Origin of the sequence: Hymenobacter sp. 15J16-1T3B (assembly GCF_020711235.1) — a bacterium.
In the GTDB taxonomy this organism is placed as follows: domain Bacteria; phylum Bacteroidota; class Bacteroidia; order Cytophagales; family Hymenobacteraceae; genus Solirubrum.
In genome coordinates, this window is sequence record NZ_JAJFAV010000004.1 from 427,601 (window position 1) to 450,533 (window position 22,933).

The following is a 22,933-nucleotide window of genomic DNA, read 5'->3' on the forward strand; positions in this document are numbered from 1 at the left end:
AAAAGCCCGAGCCGGCAACGTAGCCGCTTCGAATAACGCAAAACTCCCCGCCTCGGCGGGAGGCGGGGAGTCGGCAAGCGGCGGGTCAGATGGCCGGGTCGGTGGGCGTGGAGGGGTTGTTTTCGCGCTCCACGCGGGGGTAGGGGAGAAAATTGCGGTTGCGTTCGGCGTTGGGGGTGCCCGGTCCGGGGCGGCCGAAGCGGCGGCTGTCGTCGAGGCGGAAGCCCTGGAACGCCAGCTCCACCTGCCGGTTGCGGTAAATATCGAGCAGCACCGCGTCCTGGGTGAGCGGGCCGGTGTAGGGGCTCAGGCCCGCGCCGGGAGGCGCCGTGGGCAGGCCGGTGGTGGTCGTGGTGGCGGGGGCGAAGCTGGTGCGCACCCGGTTCAGCTCGGTCACGGCGTTGGGCAGGTCGTTTTTGCGGGCGTAGGCCTCGGCTCGGATCAGCAGCATCTCGCCGGGCACGTACACCGGAATGGGCGCGCTGTTGGCGGTGTAGAAGCCGGTGCCGCGGTTTTGGGTAGACGTGGGCGCGGCGCGGGTATAGAACGGGATGCGCAGGTCGCCGGCTTCGGGGGCCAGCGCGGCGGGCAGGCCCAGGTTCCGGTCGGTGGGCTCAAACACGTTGCGGTTGGTGAAGGTCACCTCCGCCAGCGGGTTGCGGGTGTTGTCGTCGAAGTTGAACACCGAGCGGCTGGCCAGGTCCACGCGGCCGGCGGCGGCAATGGCTTTGTCGTAGTCGCCGGCCAGCAGGCTGTAGCGCGCAATGAGGGCCTGCAACGTGTTAGCCAAGTTGATGCCGGGCACAATCTTGCTGTTGAAGTCGGCCGAAACCGGCGTGGTGGCCAGCGTGGCCGCCGCCGTTTCCAGCTGCGTCACGGCCGATTGCAGCAGTTGCACCCGCGGGACGAAGGGCGCGTTTTCGGCCACGGCCAGCGGGCCCTGCTCGAAGAACATGGCCTGCGTGCCCAGGGCCAGCGCCCGGAAAATGCTGGCGTAGGCAATGATGCCGCTGCGCGTGCCCGCGTCCGGCGCGTTGCCCACGTTGGCCAGCACCAGGTCGGCGTTGGCCTTCACCAGCTGGGTCTGCGTCCAGAGGTTGCGCACCACCACGTTGCCGTTGGTGACGTTGCCCGCGCCCAGGCTCACGTTGTACTCCTCGATGTTGCCCACGTTGATGACCGTCAGCTCGCGGGTGGTGAGCCCGCCCGCGGCCACGATGTTGTAGAGCGGGCTGAGCGCCCCGCCGGTGGTGAAGCGGTATTGCAGGCCGTTGCACACGGTAATCAGCCCGTCGGAAGTCGAAATAACCTGCTCTTGGCTGGCCGTGCTCGGGTTCAGGTAGTCCTTGTTGCAGCCGCCCAGCAGCGCTAGGGTAAGCAGCAATGATGCGTATCGTTTCATGGCAAAAATCGGAACGAGTCAGGAGTTAGAAGGAGGCCGCCAGCTTCAGCTGGTAGGTGCGCGGGATGGGCACGTTGCCGAAGTCGATGGCCCGCAGCAGGTCCGACGAGCCGCCGGCGCTGGTTTCCGGGTCAAAGCCGTTGTAGTTGTCCCACGACACGAGGTTGCGCCCCACCAACGATACGCTCAGGCTGCTGATGAGCGGGCTGATCTTGGGCAGCTCGTAGCTCAGGGCCGCCTCGCGCAGCTTCACGAAGGAGCCGTCGTCGATGCGAAACTCCTGGGTGTTGTAAATGGCGAAAATGTAGCCGCGGGGCAATTCGCCGCGCAGCTCCTTCTCGGCCAGGTCGCCCAGGCCCACGCCCTGCCGGGTGCGCTTGTCGGCGTTGAACACGTCCACGCCCTGCACCGCGTCGAGCAGCAGGTGCAGGCTCAGCTTTTTGTAGCTCAGGTTGGTGCTAAACGAGCCCGTCCATTTCGGGTTGGGGTTGCCGATGAGCACGTTGGCAATGGCCGTGCCGGTGGCGTAGCTGGGCTGGCCGTTGCCTTCGCGCGCCGGCACAAAATCCACCGAGCCCACGGCTTGGTCGCGGGTGCGCTCGTCCTGCGGGAAGCCCTGCGGGGTGAGCAGCAACGAGCCGTCGGGGTTGCGGGCGTAGCCCGAGCCGTAGAACACGCCCACCGGCTGTCCGGCCAGCAAGTACACCGGCGCCCCGGCCACGTTGTCGATGGAAATAGCCTGGATGTTGCCGTTGGTGCCGGGCAGGTCCAGCACCTTGTTGCGGTTGCGGTTGTAGAGCAGCGTCACGTCCCAGCTGAAGGTGCCGGTGCGCACCGGCACGGCCGTCAGCTGCAGCTCCAGGCCCTTGTTTTCCAGGGTCGCGACGTTGTTGGTGATGGAGGCCCCGCCGGAAGACGGCGCCAGGTTGCGGCGCACCACCAAGTCCTTGGTTTTTTGGCGGTACACCGTTGCGCCCAAGCCCAGCCGGTCGCCCAGGAAGCCCAGGTCCACGCCGCCTTCGATTTCGGCCACGCGCTCGGGGCGCACGTCGGGGTTGGCAAACTGCGAGCCGGGCAGGTAGGTGTTGCGGCCCAGGAAGCCCACCGGCTGGTACTGGTAAAACCGCTCGTAGCTGCCGATGCCGTTCAGGTTGCCGGCCTCGCCGTAGCTGGCGCGCAGCTTCAGCGCGTTAAAGGCCTTGGCGTAGTTCGCGTTTTGCCAGAACGCCAGATCCGACAGCACCAGCGAAGCGCTGACCTTGGGGTAGAGCTGGTTGGTGGAGCCCTCCGAGAACTTCGACGACCGGTCGCGGCGCACGGCCCCGGTCAGAAACGCCAGGTTGCGGTAGCCCAGCGTGCCCTGCACGTAAGCCCCGCTCAGGTCGAACTGGTCCAGGTCGTAGCCCGCCGTCACGGTGGTGCTCGACGCCCCGCTGACCGTGGCGATGAACGGCGCCAGGTTCTGGCCCTGGGTGCGGGTAATTTCCTGGCGGCTGTACTGGTAGCTGTAGCCGGCCAGCAAGGAAAGCTTGAACGTCTCACCCAGCATCCGCTCGTAGCCCAGGTTCACGTCGGAGTTGAGCAGCAGGGCGTTGGCCAGGCCGTTGGCGGCGTAGCCGAAGGGGTAGCGCTGGGCCGGCAGGCCGGCCACCGCCTGGTAGGGGTAGGGCCGGATGTAGCTCTGGCCCACCTGCGAGTACACGTCGGCGCCGAGCACGTAGTCCACCGAAAAGCCCTTGAACGGGTTCAGGTTCACTTGCACGTCGCCGATGGTGCGGCTCACGCGCTGGGTAAACTTCATGTCTTCGATGGTGGAGAGCGGGTTGACGCGGCTGGGCTCCACGGCCAGCAGGTCGCCCTTCACGTCGCGCTGGTTGATGTCGTAAATGTTGTTGGTGATGTTGACCGAGTTGATCGGGCTGTAAAACACGTTGCCGTTGGCCTTTTCGTTGGCGAAGCTGTTGCTGTAAGCCAGCCCGGCCGTCACCTTGGCCCACTTCGCCAGGCGCTGGTCCACGCGGGCGCGCAGGTTGTAGCGCGTGAAGTCGGTGCCGCGGATGATGCCCTGGTTTTTCAGGTAACCGCCCGACACGTAGTACTGCGTGCCCTCCGAGCCGCCCGTCAGCGAAACGCCGTTGTCGGTGCCGTAGCCGGTGCGGAAGATGTCGTCGAAATAGTTGTAGCGCGTCACGTCCACCAGGTTGGAGGCCAGGGTCGTGTTGGTGTTGGCCCGGTTGATGACGGTGGTCGTCACGCCCGGCTGCCCGGCCAAAGAGCCCACCGCGCTGATGGGGTAGAGACGGAAGGTGTTGAGGACCGGTCGGCCCTGGTTGTCAAGCGTGGTATAGGTATCGGCCCCGAACTGCTTGCCGTAGGTATTCACCGGCACCATGTGGCGCAACTCGTTGATGTTGAAACTGGTGTAGGCCGACACGCGCACCTGCCCGCTTTGCCCGCGCTTGGTGGTGATGAGCACCACCCCGTTGGCCGCCCGCGAGCCGTACTGCGCAGCCGCCGCCGCCCCGTTGATGACATTGATGCTGGCAATGTCGTTGGGGTTCAGGTCGGCCAGGCGGTTTTGGCCCGTGTTGGCCACGCCCACGTCGTTGGTTACCGCCAGCTGCGACACGTTCACGCTGTTGTTGCTCACGATGACGCCGTCGATGACGTACAGCGGATCGGAGGGGCCGGCCAGGGAGTGCACCCCGCGCAGGCGCACCGACAGGGAGCCCGCCGGGTCGCCGGAGTTCTGCACGATCTGCGCGCCGGGCACCTTGCCCTGCAGCGAGTTGAGCACCTGGCCCGAGCCGCTCTGCGTCAGATCTTTGGCCTGCACCGTGCTGATGGCGTTGCCCAGCTCCCGGCGGCTCACGCTCACCGTCGAGCCGATAACCACCACGTCGTCGAGGCTCTGGCGGGCTTCCGTCAGCGCGGCGTCGGTAGTGACGGTGCCGCCGCCGGCGGGCAGCGTGAGCGGGCGGCTCAGGCTGGCGTAGCCGATGATGGAAAACTGCAGGGTGTAGCTGCCCGGCGCCACCTGCGCCGTGAAGCGGTAATTGCCGTCGGCGTCGGTGCTGCCGCCCTGGGTGGTGCCGCCCAGCAGCACGGTGGTGCCCGGCAGGCCCTGCCCGCGCGCGTCCGTCACGCGGCCCTGCAGCGTGTACTGCGTTTGGGCGCCCGGCTGGGCCGCCGCCTGCAAAGCCAGCACAAGGCACATCAGCAGCCAGCCCCAATGGAGCGGCCTCGCCAAAAAGTAGGTGTTGCGCATAGTGGGAATCGGGAAAATGGGGTGTGAAAGGAATGCCTGAATAATGTACAAGATTTTAGCAGATAAAAAATCAAATCCTGCCGCCGCAGCCTTTGCCGGAGCGCCGCCCCGTGCCGAATTCGGTGCTCCGCAGCGCGGCCAGTTGCTTGCCCGGCCTTGTCGGGGCGTTGCGGCCTGATAATCTGCCGTTGGGCCGGCCGCGGGGCCCGCGCGGCGGGTCGATTCAGCCGCCACTAAAAAGCCGGCCCGGCAGCCGGCCCGCTCCCGAAAGAACGAACCTGCAACCGGGCCGGCCGTGATTAGCGCTGTCGAGCGGGCTACTTCACATTATCCAACAACCAACGTTAGTACTGCCAGCGCACGAAGGCCTCGATGCCCTCGTATTCGGGCAGGCCCAGCTGGTCGTAAATTTTGGCCGTGGTGCGGTTGCGCTCCTCGGCCCGCTGCCAGAACTCGCGCTGGTCGGCCCCCGGAAACAGCGGCCGGTCTTTCTGCGACTGGTGCTTGAAGATGGCCCGGCGCTTGCGCGTGAGCTCCTGCGGCGAAAGGGGCACGGCCATTTCGATCTGGTCGATGTCCCACTCCTGCCAGGCGCCGCGGTACAGCCACACCCAGCAGTCTTGCAGCCAGTCGGTACCCTGGGCCTTCAGGCGCTGCACGGCCTGCATAATGGCCGCCAAACACACCCGGTGCGTGCCGTGCGGGTCCGACAGGTCGCCGGCGGCGTAAATCTGCTGGGGCCGGATGCGGTTCAGCAGATCGACGGTAATCTGAATGTCTTCCTCGCCCAGCGGCTTTTTGCGCACCCGGCCGGTTTCGTAGAAGGGCAAGTCCAGGAAGTGGGCGCGGGTGTCGGGGTCGAGGCCGGCGTAGCGGCAAGCGGCCTTGGCCTCGCCGCGGCGGATGAGCCCCTTGATCTGCTGCACCTCCGGCGTATCGACCTGCCCGGGCGCCTTGCTGCGCAACGACTCGGCCACGCGCTGGTACATCTGCTCGGCGGGCTGCTCGCCGGGCAAGCGCAGGGCTTGGTCGTAGTCGGCCACGAAGTCGGCGAAGCGGATGGCCTCGTCGTCGAACACGGCGATGTTGCCGGAGGTCTGGTAGGCCACGTGCACCTCGTGGCCCTGGTCGACGAGGCGCAGCAGGGTGCCGCCCATCGAAATGACGTCGTCGTCGGGGTGAGGGGAGAAGATGAGCACGCGCTTAGGGAAGGGCGCGGCGCGCTCCGGGCGGCTCGTGTCGTCGGCGTTGGGCTTGCCGCCGGGCCAGCCGGTGATGGTGTGCTGCAGTTCGTTGAACACGCGGATGTTGATGCCATAGGCCTGCGTGTCGGACGTAGCCAGCAGGTCGGAGAGGCCGTTTTCGTTGTAGTCCGCGTCGGTGAGCTTGAGAATGGGTTTTTGCAGGGTGCGCGCCAGCCAGGTCACGGCCTTGCGCACGGTGGCCGCGTCCTGCCAGTTGCTGCTCAGGCCGGCCAGCCAGGGCGTTTTGCGGCGCGTCAGCTCGGCGGCGGCCGCGTCGTCGAGCACCACCTGCACGGCCGGGTGCTGCTGCAGGTAAGTGGCCGGCACCGAGTCGGTCGGCTCGCCTTCCACGGTGCGCTTCACCACGGCGGCCTTGCCTTCGCCCCAGGCCATCATAATGATCTGGCGCGCGTCGAGGATGGAGCCCACGCCCATCGTGAGGGCCCGGCGCGGCACGTTTTCCTCGCCGTAAAAGTCCGAGGCCGCGTCGGTGCGGGTGATGTGGTCGAGGGTAATCAGGCGGGTGCGCGACTGGGCGCCGGAGCCGGGCTCGTTGAAGCCGATGTGGCCGGTGCGCCCGATGCCGAGCAGCTGCAAATCGATACCGCCGGCCTCGCGGATCTGCTCTTCGTAGCGGCGGCAGTACTCGTTCACGTCCTCGGGCCGCACGGTGCCGTCGGGAATGTGCACGCTGCCGGCCGGGATGTCGATGTGGTCGAACAAGTACTCGTGCATGAAGCGCACGTAGCTCTGCAAGGAGTCCGGCGCCATCGGAAAGTACTCGTCGAGGTTGAAGGAAACGACGTTCCGGAAGCTCAGCCCTTCCTCGCGGTGCAGGCGCACCAGTTCCTCGTAGACGCGGGTGGGGGTGGAGCCGGTAGCCAGCCCGAGCACGGCCGGGCGGCCGGCCGCGGCTCGCTCGCGGATCAGGTCGGCAATCTGCCGGGCCACGGCTACGGAGGCTTGTTCGGAATCGGGGTAAACCTGGACGGGGACGCGCTCGGCGCTGGCGACGGGGTGCATAGCGGGCTGGGGGTTGGAAAGTGGGAGGGGAGCCGCCAAGGTAGCGGCTTTTGCCAGGGGCTGTCAACTTGTACCCAGCAAAGTTTCGCCGCGGGTGTTACCTTGACTTATCATGAAGGTCCGGTTAACTTTAATCCCGCTTTAAAGCCATTTGGCGCCGGGTTTCGGCGCTACACCGGGTACTTAAGACGGCAACAGCAGCCTGATTCATCGCTGATTTCCCCTATATGTCAGTCTTTTGCCCGGATTTCTTCAATTGCCCTCCCTCAGCCTGAATTTGTATCCACGCGCGGCTATATAGCCGCGCGTGTACTGTCTTGGCCCCTTTTCTCCCACTCTTTTCCCTATTTCAATGACAAAACTTCTATGGTCCTTAGCCCTGCCCGGCCTCGTGCTGGCGCAGCCGGCGCTGGCCCAGCAAACGCGCACCGTGACGGGCACCGTCACGGCCGCCGCCGACCGCGCCCCGCTGCCCGGGGTGAACGTGGTGGTGAAGGGCGGCACGACCGGCACGCAGACCGGCCCCGACGGCCGCTTCTCGCTGCAGGTGCCCGAGGGCGCCACCCTCGTGTTTAGCTTTATCGGCTACGGCTCAGTGGAGCGCGCCGTGGGCGCCGACAACACCTTCGACGTGGCCCTAACGGCCGACGCCAAAAGCCTCGATGAGGTGGTGGTGACGGCCTTCGGCATCAAGCAGGAGCGCCGCGAGGTAAACTACGCCGCCCAGCAAGTCACCAGCAAAGACATTATCGAGTCGCGCCAGCCCAACGTGGTCAACGCCCTGCAGGGCAAGGTGGCGGGCGTGCAGATTACCTCCGCCGGCGGCGCGCCCGGCGAAGGCGCCAGCATCGTCATCCGCGGCGGCTCCTCGCTCGACGGCAACAACCAGCCTTTGTTCGTCATCGACGGCATCATCATGGACAACTCGTCCTTCGTGGAGTCGACGGCGCCGGGCGGGGGCTCGGGCTTCAACGGCGTGCTGGGCCGCTCCACGGCCAGCCAGAACCGCGCCGGTGACCTGAACCCGGAGGACATTGCCTCCATCACCGTGCTGAAAGGCCCGGCCGCCGCGGCCCTTTACGGCCTGCGCGCCGGCAACGGGGCCATCATCATCACCACCAAGAAGGGGCAGAGCGGGCGCACCAGCATCAGCTACCGCACCCAGTTTTCGGTGGACGAAGTGAGCCGCCTGCCCAAGCTGCAAAACCAGTACAAGCAAGGTACCGGCGGCATCTTCGACCCCACCACGCGCCTCTCCTTCGGGCCGCGCTTCGGGGCCGACGAGACGGTGTACAACAACGTGGAGGACTTCTTCCAGAAAGGCCACGCTTGGCAGCACTACCTGACCATGTCGGGCGGCTCGGAAAAGGCCACCTTCCTGGTCTCGGCCTCGCGCGTGGACCAGACCGGCGTGGCGCCCACCAGCCAGTACGACAAGTCGACGGTGCGCCTCTCGGGCACGGTGCAGTTTTCGCCCAAGATCAGCGCCTCGGGCTCGGCTCAGTACCTGAACTCGGGCGGGCGCACCCCGCTGCAGGGCCCGGGCCTGTTCGGCGGCACCGGCGGCTACCTGGTGAGCCTGCTGAGCTGGCCGCGCAACGACGACGCGCGGGTGTACCTGAACCCAGACGGCACCCGCCGCCGCCTGCTGGGCGCGGCCACCGCCGCCACCGACGCCGACAACCCCTACTTCACCGTTTACAAAAACCCGCAGACGGCGCGCACCAATCGCATGATCGGCAACGCGCAGCTGACCTACGCGCCGGCGCAGTGGCTGTCGTTGAGCTATAACCTGGGCACCGACTTCTACAACGAGAAGGACCGCTCGGTGCGGGCCGTGGGCACCTCGCAGCCCAACAACCAGAACGGCGGCGTAGGCGAAACGCAGATTCTGAGCCGCCTGGTCAACTCCAACTTCCTGGCCACCTTCAAGCGCCAGTTCGGCGAAGACTTCGGGGTGACCTTCCTCTACGGCAACACCATCGAGGCCGGCAAGCGGGAGACGACCGACAACCTGGGCCTGATCTTCCAGAACCCGGACTTCGTGTCCATCAACAACACGGTCAACCGCAACACGATTATCACCACGTCGGAGCGGCGCATCATCGGCAACTTCGCCCGTCTGAACCTGGACCTGTTCCGGCAGCTGACTTTGGAAGTGCAGGGCCGCTACGACCGCACCTCCACGTTGCCCAACGGGGATAAAATCTACGGCAAGGGCTTCCCCTACGGCTCGGTGGCCGCGGGCTGGGAATTCACCCGCACCCTGGGCCTGGACCAGAACCCGGTGCTGAACTACGGCAAGCTGCGCGCCTCCTTCGCCGACGTGGGCAAGGACACCGAGCCTTACCGCATCCTCTCGCCGCTGGCCCAGAGCACCTACATCGGCGGCGGCTTCCGCAACGGCTTCTTCGGCTCGAACCCCCGGCTGAAGCCGGAGCACCAGCGCGGCGTGGAAATCGGCCTGGACCTGCAGTTTCTGCAGAACCGCCTGGGCCTGGACCTGAACGTGTACCGCCAGCGCACCAACGACCAGATCATCGGCCCGCGCGTGAGCCAGGCTGCCGGCTTCATCCTGCAGTACATCAACGGCGGCACGGTGGAAAACAAGGGCATTGAAGTGGCGCTGACCGGCTCGCCGGTGAAAACCAGCAACGGCTTTAGCTGGGACGTGCTGGCCAACTTCACCCTGAACCGCAACAAGGCAATTTCGCTGCCCTACCCGCTGACCGAGGTGTATCAGTCCGACGCCTTCGTCATCGACGTGGCCCGCGGCGGCGCCTTCCCCGGCCGGCCGCTCTCCGGCATCAGCGGCATCGACTTCAAGCGCACGCCCAGCGGCGCGCTGCTCATCGATGCCAGTGGCTACCCGGTGGTGAATACCAACGTGTACAGCTACATCGGCGACCGGGCCCCGCGCTTCACCACGCAGATTACCAACACCTTCGCCTACAAGGGCCTGTCGCTGGCCTTCCTCTTCGACTTCCGCAAAGGCGGGCTGGTGGTCAACGGCAACGACTGGTTTGCCACCCGCCAGGGCCTGAGCGAGCGGACCGTGGACCGCTACAAGCAGGTGGTCTTCGACGGCGAGGTGCTCGGGGCCGACGGCAATTACAGCCCGAACACCAAGCAGGTGGAACTGACGCAGGGCTACTACACCACCATTCTGGGCGGCACGGCTCAGGCCTTCGTGGAGGACGCCTCCTGGACGCGCCTGCGCTACGCCACGCTCACCTACGCCATTCCGACCTCCCTGCTGGGCAAAACCGGCTCGGTGATTAAGGGCGTGGAGCTGTCGGTGACGGGCCGCAACCTGCTGCTGCTCACCAAGTACTCCGGCGTGGACCCCGAAGTGGCGGCGGCCGGTGCCGGCGTGCGCGGCGGCGGCTCCAACGGCTTCGACTTCGGCAGCGTGCCCGGCACGCGCGGCGTGGACATGGCCCTGCGGGTCAATTTCTAAAAGGTGCAGCGGTGAGATTGTGAAATGGGGAAGCCAGGCTACTGAACTAACGCAGTGCTCGGCGCCATTTAGCAGTTCAACCGTGTCACAATTCGATTTCAACTGATGAAAAAATACCTTCTCTTCCTGGGCCTGGCGCTGGGTGGGGGCGTGCTCACGTCGTGCGACAAGTTCTTCGACGTGAACAACGACCCGAACAACCCGACCACGTCCTCGCCCAACTTCCTGCTGCCCGGCATCATTTCGCAGGGCATTCAAACGCAGATGTTCACCTCGCTGACGACGACCTACCTCACGCAGTACACCGTGCGCAAGTCGGCCATTTCCAGCACCGATCAGTTTTACCTGAGCAACGCCAACAGCACCAACACCTTCAACTACACCTACTTCTACTCGGCCGGCAACATCCCGACCATGAACGAAGCGGCGGAGAAGGAAGGCTCGCCGGTGTACATCGGCGCGGGCAAGATCATCTACGCCATGGACCTGGCCCACTGCACCGACATGCTGGGCGACATTCCCTACACCGAGGCCTTCCAGGGCGGGCAGAACTACACGCCCAAGTACGATTCGCAGGAGAGCATCTACGCGGCCATCAACCAGCTCTGCGACGAGGGCATTGCCATCATGCAGCGCCCGGCCTCGGAAAGCTTCCGCCCGCTCTACATCAGCTCGCCGAGCGTGAGCGGCGACATCCTCTTCAAGGGCGACCGGACCAAGTGGATCAAGTTTGCCAAGGGCCTGAAAGCCCGCCAGCTCAACCACCTCTCGAAGAAGAGCACCTATAACCCGCAGCTGATTCTGCAGCTTGTCAGCGAGAGCATGAGCAGCTCGGCCGACGACGCGCAGCTGCAGTACGAGACGGCCGTGGCCCCGCTGACGGGCACCACCAGCATCTTCGGCCCGACGCGTAACAACTACTCGGCCTCGACCTTCTCCACCAACATCATCAAGTACCTGAACGGCAACGTGGCCGGGGCCGCCTTCCCGGGCGTGACGGACCCGCGTCTGCCCATCATGGCCACCACCATCAGCACCGGCGTCGACCCGGGCGTGACCAACACCGCCGGCAACACCCTCAACGGCGCTACCGACTTCTACTCCAGCTGGTACGCCCGCGAGCTGGGCTACTTCGAGGTGCTGACTTACCACGAGCTGCAGTTCATCAAGGCCGAAGCCGCTTTCCGCTCCGGCGACCTGAACACGGCCTTCACTGCTTACAAAGAGGGTATTTCGGCCCACATGAAGAAAATCGGGGTGGGCGGCACCAACGCCAACCCGGCCGTGACCTTCCCCACCATCACGCAGGCCCAGATCAACGATTACCTGGCCAGCGCAGCCGTGGCGCAGTCGGCCTCGCAGCTGACGCTCAAGCACATCATGGAGCAGAAGTACATTGCCATGTTCCTGAACCCGGAGTCGTGGTCGGACCTGCGCCGCATGGACTTCAGCCCCACCATCTACCCGAACCTGAAGTACCCGGCCGGCGCCTACTCGGCTCTGGCCACCAAGCCCGACCCCAAAGACCGGTGGCCGCGCCGCATGCTGCCGGGCGCTACCGAGGCCCTCTACAACCCGCAGGAAGTAGCCAAGCTGGGGGCCAACGACGCCGACTACATCAGCCGCCCGCTGTGGTGGGACATGCCCTAAGGGCGCGGTCTGCTTTCGGCTTCATTTCCCACCTCCATTGCTGATTCTTTCATGAATTTCCATACCCTTTTGCGCCGCAGCGCCCTGCTGCTGGCCGGGCTCGGGCCGGTGTTGGCCGGCTGCGAGTCCGACATCGACAAGTACTACGAAGAAGTGGGGGGCCAATTCCCCACTTTCCTGGCCAACTCCTTCGGCACGGCCACCAAGTATGCCGCCGGCGAGACGTTCACCTTCGAGGTGCAGTTTGCCCAGCAAACCGCGCCCGTGCGCGAAATCCGCATCATCCAGCGCATCGAGTCCAACCCCGACTCCACGGTGGTGCAAACCATTCCGTACCGGGCTGCCTACTCGCGCCTGAAGCGCGCCGACACGCTCGTGGTGAGCTACACGGTGCCCGCCGCCGCCAACAAAACCCGGGTGCGCGTGCACGCCCAGGTGGTGGCCGACAACGGCCAGACCAAGGCCCGCACCATTGCTTTCCGCATTGCCGAGCCCACGCCGACCATCAGCATTGCCGGCTCCAGCAACGTGACGGCGCCCGGCACCAGCACACCCGTGCCCGCCGACGTGGTGCGCTACAGCCTGCTGCTGAACCAGAACGGCATCACCACCTACCCCGAGCGGCCCGAACTGCCCCCGGCGTCCACGGCCATCCTCTACAAGGACCTCGACAGCCTGATTACCTACGTGCGCGTGGGCTCGACGGCGGAGCGCCGATTGCTGCGCCAGCGCCTGCCCGCCTCCGGGGCCCAGAGCGGCGCCCAAACCACGGTGAACGTGGACGTGCCCACGCCCGCCGGCTCCAGCGGCCAGCCCGTGACCTACCGCTTTGAGGTGAAAACGCGCTTTGCCGGCACGCCGAACTTCCGCGCTACCTCGGCCACGGCCACGGCGTTTACGCCCGGCACGCCCACCAGCCTGGCCGCGCCGCGCACCGTCTCGCTCACCTACACCGGCACCACCGGCGGCGACCTGGCGGCTTACAACCTGACGACCTTTGCCGCCGTGCCCGCCAGCGGGGCTGCGGCGGATAAGGACGTGGCCATTACCAGCACGGCCAGCAACGCCGTGCGCCTGCAGGCCCTGAACACGACCAAGTTTGTGCGCCTGACCTCGGGCGGCGCGGCGGCGTATACCGCGGCCACGCTCAACAGCATCCGCCAAGCCTACCTGACCGCGGCGGCCGCCAACCAGGTAACGCAGCTCGACAACGTCGTGCCCGGCGACGTGGTCATTGCCCGCCTGCGCGGCGCCGACCAGTACGCCATTTTCACCGTTACCGCCGTCAACCGCACCGCTGCGGCGGTGGTGGTGACCATGGACGTGAAGGCGCTGTAAGGCCGCTTCGTACGCAAGCAAAAAGCGCCGCCCGGGCTTCCGGGCGGCGCTTTTTATTTAAGGGCATTATACGCCGCGGCTCCGGGCTGCTGCCCGGAGCCGCGGCGGCCTACCGGCCAAATAGTCGCCGGAAAAAGCCCTTCTTGGCGGGCTGCTTGGTTTTGGTCTTGATGGTGATGTTGTTGCCCTGCGTGGTCGTCTTGGTCATGCCTGGCCGTTCCTTGGTCACCGTCGAGGGCAGGGTCACGGCGGGCGCGGCCCCGGGTTCGGGCGTGGTCGGGATGGGCGTCGCGGGCGGTTCGGCGCGGGCAACGACGGGGCCGGCCACCGAACCGATGGTCGTCACGCGCAGCGGGCCGCTTTCGTTGTGCAGGCGGTCGAGGGCCGTCACGTAGTAGGCGTACTCGGTGCCGTAGCGGGCGGCCGTGTCCACAAACGCCTCGGTGCCGCGCCGGCTGCTGGGCTGGATGGCGAGGATGTGGCGCGGGTCGTCGGGCGTGGGCTGCTCTCCGCGGGCAAAGCGGTACACCACGTAGGCGGCCGCGGAGTCGCCGTCGGCGGCGACCGGGCCGGGCTGCCACATCAGCGTGACAGGCCCGCCGCCGCGGGTGAGGGTGAGCTGCTGCACCGAGCGCGGCGGCACGGCGTCTTTCCAGGGCATGGTGGGCAGCAGCGCCGGGTACCGAAACAGGTTCTGCCGCAGCGAGTCAGTGGTCTTGAGCGGGTTGCTCAGCACCGATTTGCCCGAAAAAAACACGCTGCCGCTGATGTCCTGCGGGTAGGAGCGGTTCAGGCGCACCTGCCGCGGCAGCTCGCGCGGGTTGCGCCAGGTCGTGTCCGACTTGGTGCTTTCCAGCATGCGGTAGGCGCCCTGCCCGATGTAGAGGTGCCGGTCGTAGCGGTTGCGGCTCCACCACTCCAGCAAGGTGGCGTAGGAGGCGGCGCGGAAGTTAGTGCTCCAGTACAGCTGCGGCAGCACGTAGTCGACCCAGCCCTGGCGCAGCCACTCGCGGGCGTCGGCGTAGAGGCCGGTGTGGCCCTGGAAGGCGCGCGTGTCGGAGCCCTCGGGGTCCTCGTTGCTGTTCATCCACACCCCGAAGGGCGAAATGCCAAACTTCACCCAATGCTTTTCGGCTTCGATGGCGTTGTGCACCTGCTCCACCAGCTGGTTCACGTTGCGGCGGCGCCAGTCGGGCAGGCTCAGCCCGTCGGGGTTGTACTGGGCAAACGCCTGCTCATCGTGAATGACCTGCTTGGCCTCGGGGTAGGGATAGAAGTAGTCGTCGAAGTGTACCCCGTCGATGTCGTAGCGGTGCACCACGTCCACGATGACCTCGGTGATGTAGTCGCGCACCGCGGGCAGGCCGGGGTTGTAGAGCAGCTTGCCGGAGTAGCGCAGAAACCACTCCGGGTGGCGGCGGTAGGGGTGGTTGGGCGCCAGGCGGGCCGTGGTGGTGTCGGTGCTGGCGCGGTAGGGGTTAAACCACGCGTGGAACTCCATGCCGCGCTTGTGGGCCTCCTCCACGAGGAAGGGCAGCGGGTCCCAGCCCGGGTCTTTGCCCTGGCGGCCGCTCAAAAACTTGCTCCACGGCTCCAGCGCGCTGCGGTAAAACGCATCCGACGCGGGCCGTACCTGCAGGAAAATGGCGTTGATGCCGGCGCGCTGGTGGCCGTCGAGCATCTTCACGTACTCGCGGCGCTGCTGCTCGGGCGTCAGGTCGCGCCGGCTCGGCCAGTCGATGTTTTCGACGGTGGCCACCCACACCCCGCGCAACTCGCGCTTGGGCGGGGGCGAGGGAATGGGCGTGGTGATGACCGCACCCTTAAACGACTTGACCGGCGGCGTGACGGCCGAAGGCTGCGCCGCGACCGAACCCGAACCAAACAGCGCCAGCCCGGCGCCCAAAAGCAAACGACAACGCATCAACAAAACTCCTGGCCCGCGCCAGCCGCCGGCCCGAGCTGACCGGCCGCGCCGGGCCCACGTGCAAAGTACGGACTTAACCGGCGTACCCGCACCACGCCGGGGCGCCGGGTTGGTAGGTAAGCGAGCCGGCTTTAGCTGGCCCGGGCCGTTTCGTCTTCGTCCCAGGGCCGCACGAAATAGCGCAGCGCTTCGAGGCGCAGCACGTCTTCTTCGCTGAAGCGGCCGGGCGGCAGCGCCCACTGCTGCAGCGGAATGTAGCCGGCGGCGTAGGCCAGCTCGTCGGTTTCTTCTTCCCAAAACGCCATGTGCCACTGCGCGAAGCGGCGGTGCGGGATGGGCTCGTCGGCCAGCTTAACGACGCCGTGGTGGCGCGGGTCGCGGGCTATCTGCGCGTAGAGGTAACGCACGGCGGCTTCTTCGCCCTCCAGAATCTGGGTGATGCGCCCGCCGTCGTAGAGCAGGATGCCGGTGAGGTGGTGGCGGGCGTTGCGCAGCCGGGATTGGCGCAGCAAGTCGCGCAGCTCGGGCGTGGTGAAGGGCTGAGTAGCGGTGCTAACGTAAATAATGTGGTGCATGAGCGGGTAAAGCCGGCCCTGCATACGGCCCCGCTACCGGCGAGGTTGACGGCCGCCCGCTCCGGGACTGGCCCGGGCGGCCGTCAACCGGCCCGCCGCCGGCGTGGCGCTCAGCGGGTTTGCGCCCGAAATGCGGCGGGCCGTTGCCGCGGCTGCCGCCCCCAAAAAAGTACCTGCTAGCTACTTAGTCGCTCATTGCACACCGGCCAGCTCCGGCACGGCCGCTTCAGTCGACTCCGGAGCCAGCTCCTGCTGTTCAAGCCAGCCGAGCACGTAATCGGCGACTTCCTGCCAGCCGGGCTGCCCGAGGATGAAGTGGTTGCGGCCGGCAAACTCCTTGAACGCCGTGACGCTGCCGGCGTACCGGGCGTAGCGGCGGTAATTGGAGGCGTTCAGTGAGGCGGGCATGATGTGGTCACGCTCACCGGCCACCAGCAGCAACGGCACGTGCGGCCGCTGAAAGTCCACGTGGGCGGCGCGGGTCAGCGCGTCGCGCGAAATGCGCTTGGACTCGGGAATGGTCAGCTGCTCGTAGGCGGCGCGCTGCTCCTCCAGCTCCATGCCGTTGACGAAGGCGTACTGCCACTGCCGGAACGACATCATAAAGGGCTTGTTGACATCGGTAAACAAGCCCAGCGGCCCCCAGGTAGCGCGGTAAAACGACCATTTGAACGTGAACACGCCCTGGGGCGCCACCGAGTCGATGGCCACGCCAGCCGCGGCTAGGTCGCGCTGCAGCAGCAGTTGGGTGAGCAGCCCGCCGTAGGAGTGGCCGATGAGGATGGGCTTTTCGGGCAGCGCCTTGATGATGCCCGCAAAGTGGTCAACGAGCTGGGGCAGGCGCAGCGCAGCTAAGTGCGGGTCGGGGTGACGGCCCCGAAGCTCGGCCACGGTGGCGTCTTTGTAGAGCCAAGGCGGTACCAGGCAGGCGTAGCCGCGGGCTTCGAAGTAGCGCTGCCACTCGTCCCAGCAGTGGTGGCTGACGAAGGCGCCGGTAACAAACACGATGGTGCGGTTGCCACGGTTTTCCATGATGCGTGCGGGTAAAAGGGTGAAAAAAGAACTTCTTGATTCAGCGGCCCTTAGCCAAAAGCGCAACAGCCGCTCGGTCCGCCGATGGGGCAGCGGATGCAACGGGTGGAAAACAGGGGAGAGTAGGGGAGCCGACCGCCGCCGGAGGGCGGCATGGGCCAATGGACAGCAAGCCGACCACACTAAGGGCTTCGGCGCCAAGCAGAAGCTACAAGGTAAATGATCAGGGGGTTACGCGCAAATATTATGGTGATTTAATATTATGATAGTGTGCATAGGACTCACGGCCGGTGGCACCTGCCGGGCCACGTCAAGGGCGGGCCGCCGCGGCACAAAAAAAGCCCGGCACGAGGCCGGGCTTAGCATGTCAGCGGAAGGGTAGCGGGGACTAGCACCAGCGGCGCATAGAGCGGGGCTGCGACGCGGGCTGGGTGCGGTCGGGCTCGGGCTCCTGGCCGGGCTGCTGCGAGCGGCGCGGACGGGGCGAGCGAAGCGGGTCGGAGGGCCGGGCGGGGGGCAGACCCTGGTGGGCGGCGGGAGTGGGCACGGTTTGCTTAAACATAGCGGTATTCGATGAAGCCGCGGCACCCCAGCGGCGCGGCGGCTACCTGTATACGAAGGGCAACGCACTAGGTACGTTGGAGTTGGAAAATTTCCGCAATTCCTCCGATAACGCCGACTAAACACTGGCTATGCCGCCGCCTGTCACAACCAGGGCCCGATTTGGTCCGGCAGAACTGGGTCAGTAGGTAGCTGAGTGGGAAGAACATATTAGCGGGAGCAAATACTGCCGGGCTCGGAGGCGAAAAAGCTCGTCACAACGGCGGGTGATTGTTCCTTTTGCCGGGCCGGCCGGGCCGGTATCCTTGCAGCATCTTCTGCTTTCGAGCAAGTTTTTACCAGCGCCCTGCCGCCTCTGATTTATCCGGCGCGGGCCGTGGTCTTATGCTAGGCTTAGGGTAGCCCGGTTGGCTTTGCCGGCCCCGGCGCCATTTGCACATATGTTTCATTTTTTCCATCCCTCTTCCCCAACACGATGAAAAAACTACTACCCCTAACCCTGGCCCTGGCCCTGGGCTGGACCGGTGCGGCTTTCGGCCAAGCGCCCGGCGCGGCCAACGGCGACCTGGTGAGCCCCGGCTCCAACTCCTGGATTCTGCACACGCCCGACAACGACGGCCGCTCCACGCTCTACCTGGCGCCGAGCTCCAACGGCAACGGCGCGGCCTGGGATTGGAACCGGCAAACGCAGTTCCGCAACACCGGCAACGTGCAATTCTCCGGCAAGGTGGGCATCGGCCTCGACCCGGACTACATCGGCACGCTCAGCCTGGCCGTGGAGGGCACCATCGGCGCCCGCGGGGTGCACGTACGCGCTTTCGGCGCCGCCTGGCCCGACTACGTGTTTCTGCCCACGTACCGCCTGCGGCCCTTGGGCGAGGTGGCGCAGTTCATTGCGCTTAACCACCACCTGCCCGACGTGCCTTCGGCGGCGGAAGTAGAGAAGAACGGCATCGACGTGGCGGCCATGGACGCCGTGCTGCTGCGCAAGATTGAGGAATTGACCTTGCACATGATCGAGCTGCAAAAGCAGAACGAAGCGCTGCAGGAACGGCTGCGCAAGCTGGAGCACTAAACCCGCTCGTGGGGCAGCGGCCACGTACGCGCCCGGTTTGCGCCGCTGAATCGATTCGGCGGCGCGGCGGCGCGGGCGTAGCGCCCTGCCCTGGTTTTCACTCCAAGCCACTTTGTGCAATGAAAAGATTAGGTATTTACCCGCTTCTGCTGGTGGGCGTAGTCCCGCTGGCGCGGGCGCAGAACCCCGCCATCGAGGGCTGGAACCTGCAGGCCAGCAGCTACCAGGGCAGCTCCCTGCACGGCTACGACCAGGTAGAGCTGCAGCCCGGCTTCTCCGTCACCACCTCGGGGTTCGACGCGCGCGTGGTGCCGCAGAACACCGCCGCCGGTTCCTGGAGCGAGCCGCTGACGTGGCCCTTCGTGGGCATTCACACCAGCGTGCTGCCCAACGGCAAGGTGCTGACCTGGCAAGGTCACCTCGACGATGACTTTTTCACCGGCACCAACCTCGGAACCCGCGTCTTCCTGTGGGACCCGGCCGTGCCCCAAACCCTGACGCAGTTCGACAACAGCTGGAGCAACGTGTTCTGCAGCGGCCACACGCTGCTGCCCAACGGCAACTTGCTGGTGGCCGGGGGCCACAGCCACCTCGGGGCCGGCGGCTACGTGGGCCTGGACCACACCAACATCTACAACTTCAGCACCAACAGCTGGCAGCAGAACGTACCCAGCATGGCCGACCGGCGCTGGTACCCCACCACCACTACCCTGGCCAACGGGGAGGTCCTGGTGGTGGCGGGCCAGATCAGCGGCGGGCAAACCAACCCGATTCCGGAAGTGTGGACGGGCGTGAACTGGCGCAGCCTGACCAACAGCTACAAGTTGCAGCCCGACTACCCGTGGATGTACGTGGCGCCGGGCGGCGGCGTGTTCGACGCCGGCCCGCAACCCGAAACGTTTTACCTGAACACGGCCGGCTCGGGGGCCTGGAGCGCCAACGTGCGCCCGGCCAGCAGCCCGGGCGTCAGCCGGGGCTGGGGCACGTCGGTGATGTACCTGCCGGGCAAAATTCTGAACATCGGCGGCGACAACGGCGGGGTGATGAACAGCACCGAGCTGATTGACATAAACGGGTCGGCGCCGACGTTTACGGCTGGCCCAACCATGGCTTACCCGCGCTTCCACGCCAACGCCACGCTGCTGCCCACCGGGGAAGTGCTGGTGACGGGGGGCACCAGCTCGTCGGGCAGCACCAACGACATTTACGCGGTGTTGCCGGCCGAAATCTGGACGCCGCCGTCGTCGGGCTATCCGCTGGGGTTCTGGACCACGGTGGCGCCCATGCGTACGCCGCGCCTCTACCATTCCACGGCCGTGCTGCTCCCCGACGGGTCGGTGCTGTCGGCCGGCGGCGGGCAGGGCGGCAACTACCCCACCCACACCGACGCGGAAGTGTACCGGCCGCCGTACCTTTTTGTGCGGGCCGCCAAGCCCGCCATTACCAGCGCGCCGGCGTACGCGGCGTACGGCCAGACCATTGCCGTGCAGCTCAGCAACCCGGGCTCGGTGCAGCGGGCGACGCTGGTGCGTTTGTCGTCGGTGACGCACTCGTTCAACATGAACCAGCGCTTCAACGAGCTGGCATTTGCCGCCACCGCCAACGGCGTCAACGTGACCATTCCGCCGAATGCCAACGTGTGCCCGCCCGGCCATTACATGCTGTTTTTGCTCGGCGGGGGCGGCATGCCTTCGCGGGCCCACATCATCCAGATCGGGCCCGACAACATCGTCATCGGCCCGCCGGTGGAAGTGGCGCGGGGCGTAGCGGTTCACCCGAATCCGACCTCGGGCCTGGTACAGGTGCAGGTTCTGGACGAGGAAGGCAAATTCGCCGTGGTGGAAACCGGCGGCCACGACCATAGCCACCACAGCGTGCAGGGCACCGCCATCAACGACCAGTCGCTGCCCTCGGCGGTGCCGTTGCCGGCTGCCCTGCCCGAAAACGCTTCGGACGTGCGCGTGTACAACACGCTGGGCCAGGAAATTCGCAACGTGACGCTGCGCCACCCGGCCCCGCAACTGTACGAGCTGGACCTGGGCCGCAACCCCGACGGCGTGTACATCGTGCGGGCCATTACGCCCAAGGGTGTCAGCTCGCAGCGCGTGGTGCTGCACAAGTAGCCTCGCTGTTCCGAATCCATACCCAAAAGCCCGGCCACTCGGCCGGGCTTTTTTGGTGGGGGCATGGCCGCTGCCAACCACGCAACGGGCCAGCTCACCGCCCGGCTCCACGGCCGAATTAACCCCGCGCCGCGAAACATTGCGCGGGGCCCGGCGGTAGTGCTGCCAGCCACCGCTTCACCGCCATGCACCACTTCACCGCCGCCGACATCCGCGGCTTCGACAAGCTGTACCGCCTCAACCTCGTCAACGCCGTCACGGGCTTCAAGCCGGCCAACCTCGTGGGCACGGCCGATGCCGCGGGCGCCACCAACGTAGCCATCTTCAGCTCGGCCCTGCACTTGGGCTCTGATCCGCCGCTGCTGGGCCTGGTGACGCGCCCGGCCACTGTGCCGCGCCACACCTACGAGAACATTCAGACCACCGGCTGCTATACCCTTAATCACGTGCACACCGCTTTTGTGGACCAGGCCCACTATACCTCGGCCAACTTCCCGCGCGAGCAGTCGGAGTTTGAGGCCTGCGGCCTGACGCCCAGCTGGCGCGACGGATTTGCGGCGCCTTACGTGGCCGAAAGCCAGCTCAGCATCGGGCTGCGGCTGGTGGAGGAGCTGCCCATTCGGCTCAACGGCACGGTGCTGCTCATCGGCGCCGTCGAGCACGTGTACGTGGCGCCCGCCGGCCTGCGCCCCGACGGCACCCTGGACCTGGCCGCGCTGGACGATGTGTGCATCTCCGGCCTCGACAGCTACTACCGCGTCGAGCCGCTGGCGCGCCTGGCGTACGCCCGGGCCGGGCAGGGGCCGCAGCGGTTGTCCTAGTGTCGTTTCCCGCCAAGCGCCTGCTGATGAACCTGACCAACGCGCAACTCGCCTTCGTTTTGGGCCGCCTGCTGATGGGTGTCAATTTTCTGATGCACGGCTTGGCGCGCCTGCCCAAGCTGGCCGCGTTTCGGGCCGGCCTAGTAAAGAGCTTCGCCGATACCTGGCTGCCCGGGCCGTTGGTGGGGGCGTTTGCCACCGTGCTGCCCGTGCTGGAGTTTAGCGTGGGCCTGCTTCTGCTGCTGGGCTTGTTTACGCGCTGGGCCCTGGTGGGCGGGTTGCTGGTACTGCTGGCACTGGTGTTCGGCTCCAGCCTGCGCGAGCAGTGGGACACGCTCGGCACCCAGCTCGTGCACGGCCTGTTTTTTTACCTGCTCCTGCTCCACGCCGACCAAAACCGCCTGTGCCTGGACCGCACTAGCCGGTAGACCAGCTGGCCCAACCAGGCCCTGCGGGCATTACTCAAAAGTTCTGCTGCTTTCTAGCCTTCCTTCATCGGCAGGTGGCGCCGGCCGAAACAGGATGCACCAGCCACGCAGCCCAGCTAAAAGAAACACTGCCCGGCTGGCAGCCAGGCAGTGTTGCGTATTGCTTGGTAGGCCCGCTTACGGGTTGGTGCTCCAGAGTCCGGCTTCTTTCACGAAGACGCGCCGGTTCAGCTTCAATTGCGAGATGATTAGCTCCGCCAAGTCCTCGGGCTGCATCACTTTGTCGGGGTTGCCGTCGGTCAGCTTCAGCTCCTGGGCCAGGGGCGTGGCCACGGTGCTCGGCGTGAGAGCCGTCACGCGGATGTTGTGCTTGCGCACCTCCTGCATCAACGACTCCGACAGGGCCAGCACCGCCGCCTTGGAGGCGCTGTAGGCGCTGGTCACGGCCGCGCCGCGCTGCCCGGCCGTAGAGCTGATGTTGACAATGTCGCCCGTTTGCCGCTCTATCATCTGCGGCAGGACGGCCCGGGTGGTGTAGTAGGTGCCCAGCACGTTTACCTGGATGATGGTTTCCCAGGCCTCGGGCGTCAGCTCTAAAAACTTGCCGAAAGCGGCCGTGCCGGCGTTGTTGATGAGAATGTCGAGGGGGCCGAGCTGCTGCTGCACCTGCGCGACGGCGGCTTCCACGGCGTGGCGGTCGGCCACGTCGGCCGTGACCACGGCGGTTTGCACGCCCAGGGCCTGCAGTTGCTCGGCCAACTCGCGCAAAGGAGCCTCGCTGCGGGCCAGCAAGCCCACGTTGACGCCTTCCTGGGCCAGCGCCACGGCCACGGCCCGGCCGATGCCCTGGCCGGCGCCCGTCACCAGGGCGTTTTTTCCGCGCAAATTTTCCATGTGAAAAGGGGAGAAGGGTGAAATAACGAGCCTGTATAACTGCGCGGAAGGCCGCGGGTTTCGGCGGCCGCAACTTGCTTTTCGCCGGAAGCCCGACCATAATGCAGCCCGA

15 protein-coding genes are annotated in these 22,933 nt (G+C 66.1%); 7 read left to right on the forward strand and 8 right to left on the reverse strand.

Annotated elements, in window-relative coordinates; translation table 11 throughout:
* Positions 1-85: 85 nt before the first annotated feature.
* The 3 genes from LJ737_RS09835 to nagB form a co-directional block, all read right to left on the reverse strand.
* The gene (locus LJ737_RS09835) at positions 86-1,402 is read right to left on the reverse strand and encodes a RagB/SusD family nutrient uptake outer membrane protein (protein WP_227765165.1); all 1,317 of its coding nucleotides are present in this window, start codon (positions 1,400-1,402) and stop codon (positions 86-88) included.
* Positions 1,403-1,427: 25 nt separating this feature from the next.
* Positions 1,428-4,670, reverse strand: coding sequence for a SusC/RagA family TonB-linked outer membrane protein (locus LJ737_RS09840; RefSeq protein WP_410779948.1), 3,243 nt, complete (start codon positions 4,668-4,670; stop codon positions 1,428-1,430).
* 344 nt (positions 4,671-5,014) lie between these two features.
* Positions 5,015-6,937, reverse strand: coding sequence for a glucosamine-6-phosphate deaminase (nagB, locus tag LJ737_RS09845; protein ID WP_227765167.1), 1,923 nt, complete (start codon positions 6,935-6,937; stop codon positions 5,015-5,017).
* Between the two features lie 352 nt (positions 6,938-7,289).
* Between nagB and LJ737_RS09850 the strand changes: the two genes are divergently transcribed.
* From LJ737_RS09850 to LJ737_RS09860, 3 genes are all read left to right on the forward strand, one after another.
* Entirely contained in the window at positions 7,290-10,397 is a 3,108-nt protein-coding gene (locus tag LJ737_RS09850; RefSeq protein ID WP_227765169.1) for a SusC/RagA family TonB-linked outer membrane protein, read from the forward strand.
* Between the two features lie 105 nt (positions 10,398-10,502).
* Complete coding sequence (locus LJ737_RS09855) at positions 10,503-12,047, forward strand: SusD/RagB family nutrient-binding outer membrane lipoprotein (protein WP_227765171.1); 1,545 nt, start codon at positions 10,503-10,505, stop codon at positions 12,045-12,047.
* A 51-nt stretch (positions 12,048-12,098) separates the two neighbouring features.
* Positions 12,099-13,385 (forward strand): hypothetical protein, encoded by a 1,287-nt coding sequence (locus LJ737_RS09860; RefSeq protein WP_227765173.1) that lies wholly within the window; start codon positions 12,099-12,101, stop codon positions 13,383-13,385.
* 109 nt (positions 13,386-13,494) lie between these two features.
* Here the strand turns inward: LJ737_RS09860 and LJ737_RS09865 are convergent, their stop codons facing one another.
* The 4 genes from LJ737_RS09865 to LJ737_RS09880 all read right to left on the reverse strand — a co-directional run bounded on the left by LJ737_RS09865 (position 13,495) and on the right by LJ737_RS09880 (position 17,481).
* Entirely contained in the window at positions 13,495-15,309 is a 1,815-nt protein-coding gene (locus tag LJ737_RS09865; RefSeq protein ID WP_227765174.1) for a glycoside hydrolase family 10-like protein, read from the reverse strand.
* A gap of 134 nt (positions 15,310-15,443) precedes the next feature.
* A complete protein-coding gene (locus tag LJ737_RS09870) occupies positions 15,444-15,887 on the reverse strand; it encodes a BLUF domain-containing protein (RefSeq protein WP_227765177.1) in 444 nt (147 codons plus the stop codon).
* 192 nt (positions 15,888-16,079) lie between these two features.
* Positions 16,080-16,919: an alpha/beta hydrolase gene (locus LJ737_RS09875; RefSeq protein WP_227765179.1), complete on the reverse strand. Its 840-nt coding sequence runs from the start codon at positions 16,917-16,919 to the stop codon at positions 16,080-16,082.
* Positions 16,920-17,307: 388 nt separating this feature from the next.
* On the reverse strand, positions 17,308-17,481 hold the full coding sequence (locus LJ737_RS09880; protein WP_227765181.1) for a hypothetical protein: 174 nt from the start codon (positions 17,479-17,481) through the stop codon (positions 17,308-17,310).
* 474 nt (positions 17,482-17,955) lie between these two features.
* Between LJ737_RS09880 and LJ737_RS09885 the strand changes: the two genes are divergently transcribed.
* The 4 genes from LJ737_RS09885 to LJ737_RS09900 all read left to right on the forward strand — a co-directional run bounded on the left by LJ737_RS09885 (position 17,956) and on the right by LJ737_RS09900 (position 21,927).
* A complete protein-coding gene (locus LJ737_RS09885) occupies positions 17,956-18,555 on the forward strand; it encodes a hypothetical protein (protein ID WP_227765183.1) in 600 nt (199 codons plus the stop codon).
* Between the two features lie 119 nt (positions 18,556-18,674).
* Positions 18,675-20,678 carry a galactose oxidase-like domain-containing protein gene (locus tag LJ737_RS09890; protein ID WP_227765186.1) on the forward strand — a complete coding sequence of 668 codons (2,004 nt, stop codon included), beginning with the start codon at positions 18,675-18,677 and terminating at the stop codon, positions 20,676-20,678.
* 185 nt (positions 20,679-20,863) lie between these two features.
* On the forward strand, positions 20,864-21,499 hold the full coding sequence (locus LJ737_RS09895; RefSeq protein ID WP_227765188.1) for a flavin reductase family protein: 636 nt from the start codon (positions 20,864-20,866) through the stop codon (positions 21,497-21,499).
* On the forward strand, positions 21,499-21,927 hold the full coding sequence (locus LJ737_RS09900; protein WP_227765190.1) for a DoxX family membrane protein: 429 nt from the start codon (positions 21,499-21,501) through the stop codon (positions 21,925-21,927). The genes LJ737_RS09895 and LJ737_RS09900 overlap by 1 nt, the downstream gene beginning before the upstream one ends.
* 177 nt (positions 21,928-22,104) lie before the next feature.
* Here LJ737_RS09900 and LJ737_RS09905 read toward each other — a convergent pair whose 3' ends face one another.
* Positions 22,105-22,821, reverse strand: coding sequence for a 3-ketoacyl-ACP reductase (locus LJ737_RS09905; protein WP_227765192.1), 717 nt, complete (start codon positions 22,819-22,821; stop codon positions 22,105-22,107).
* Positions 22,822-22,933: the final 112 nt, after the last annotated feature.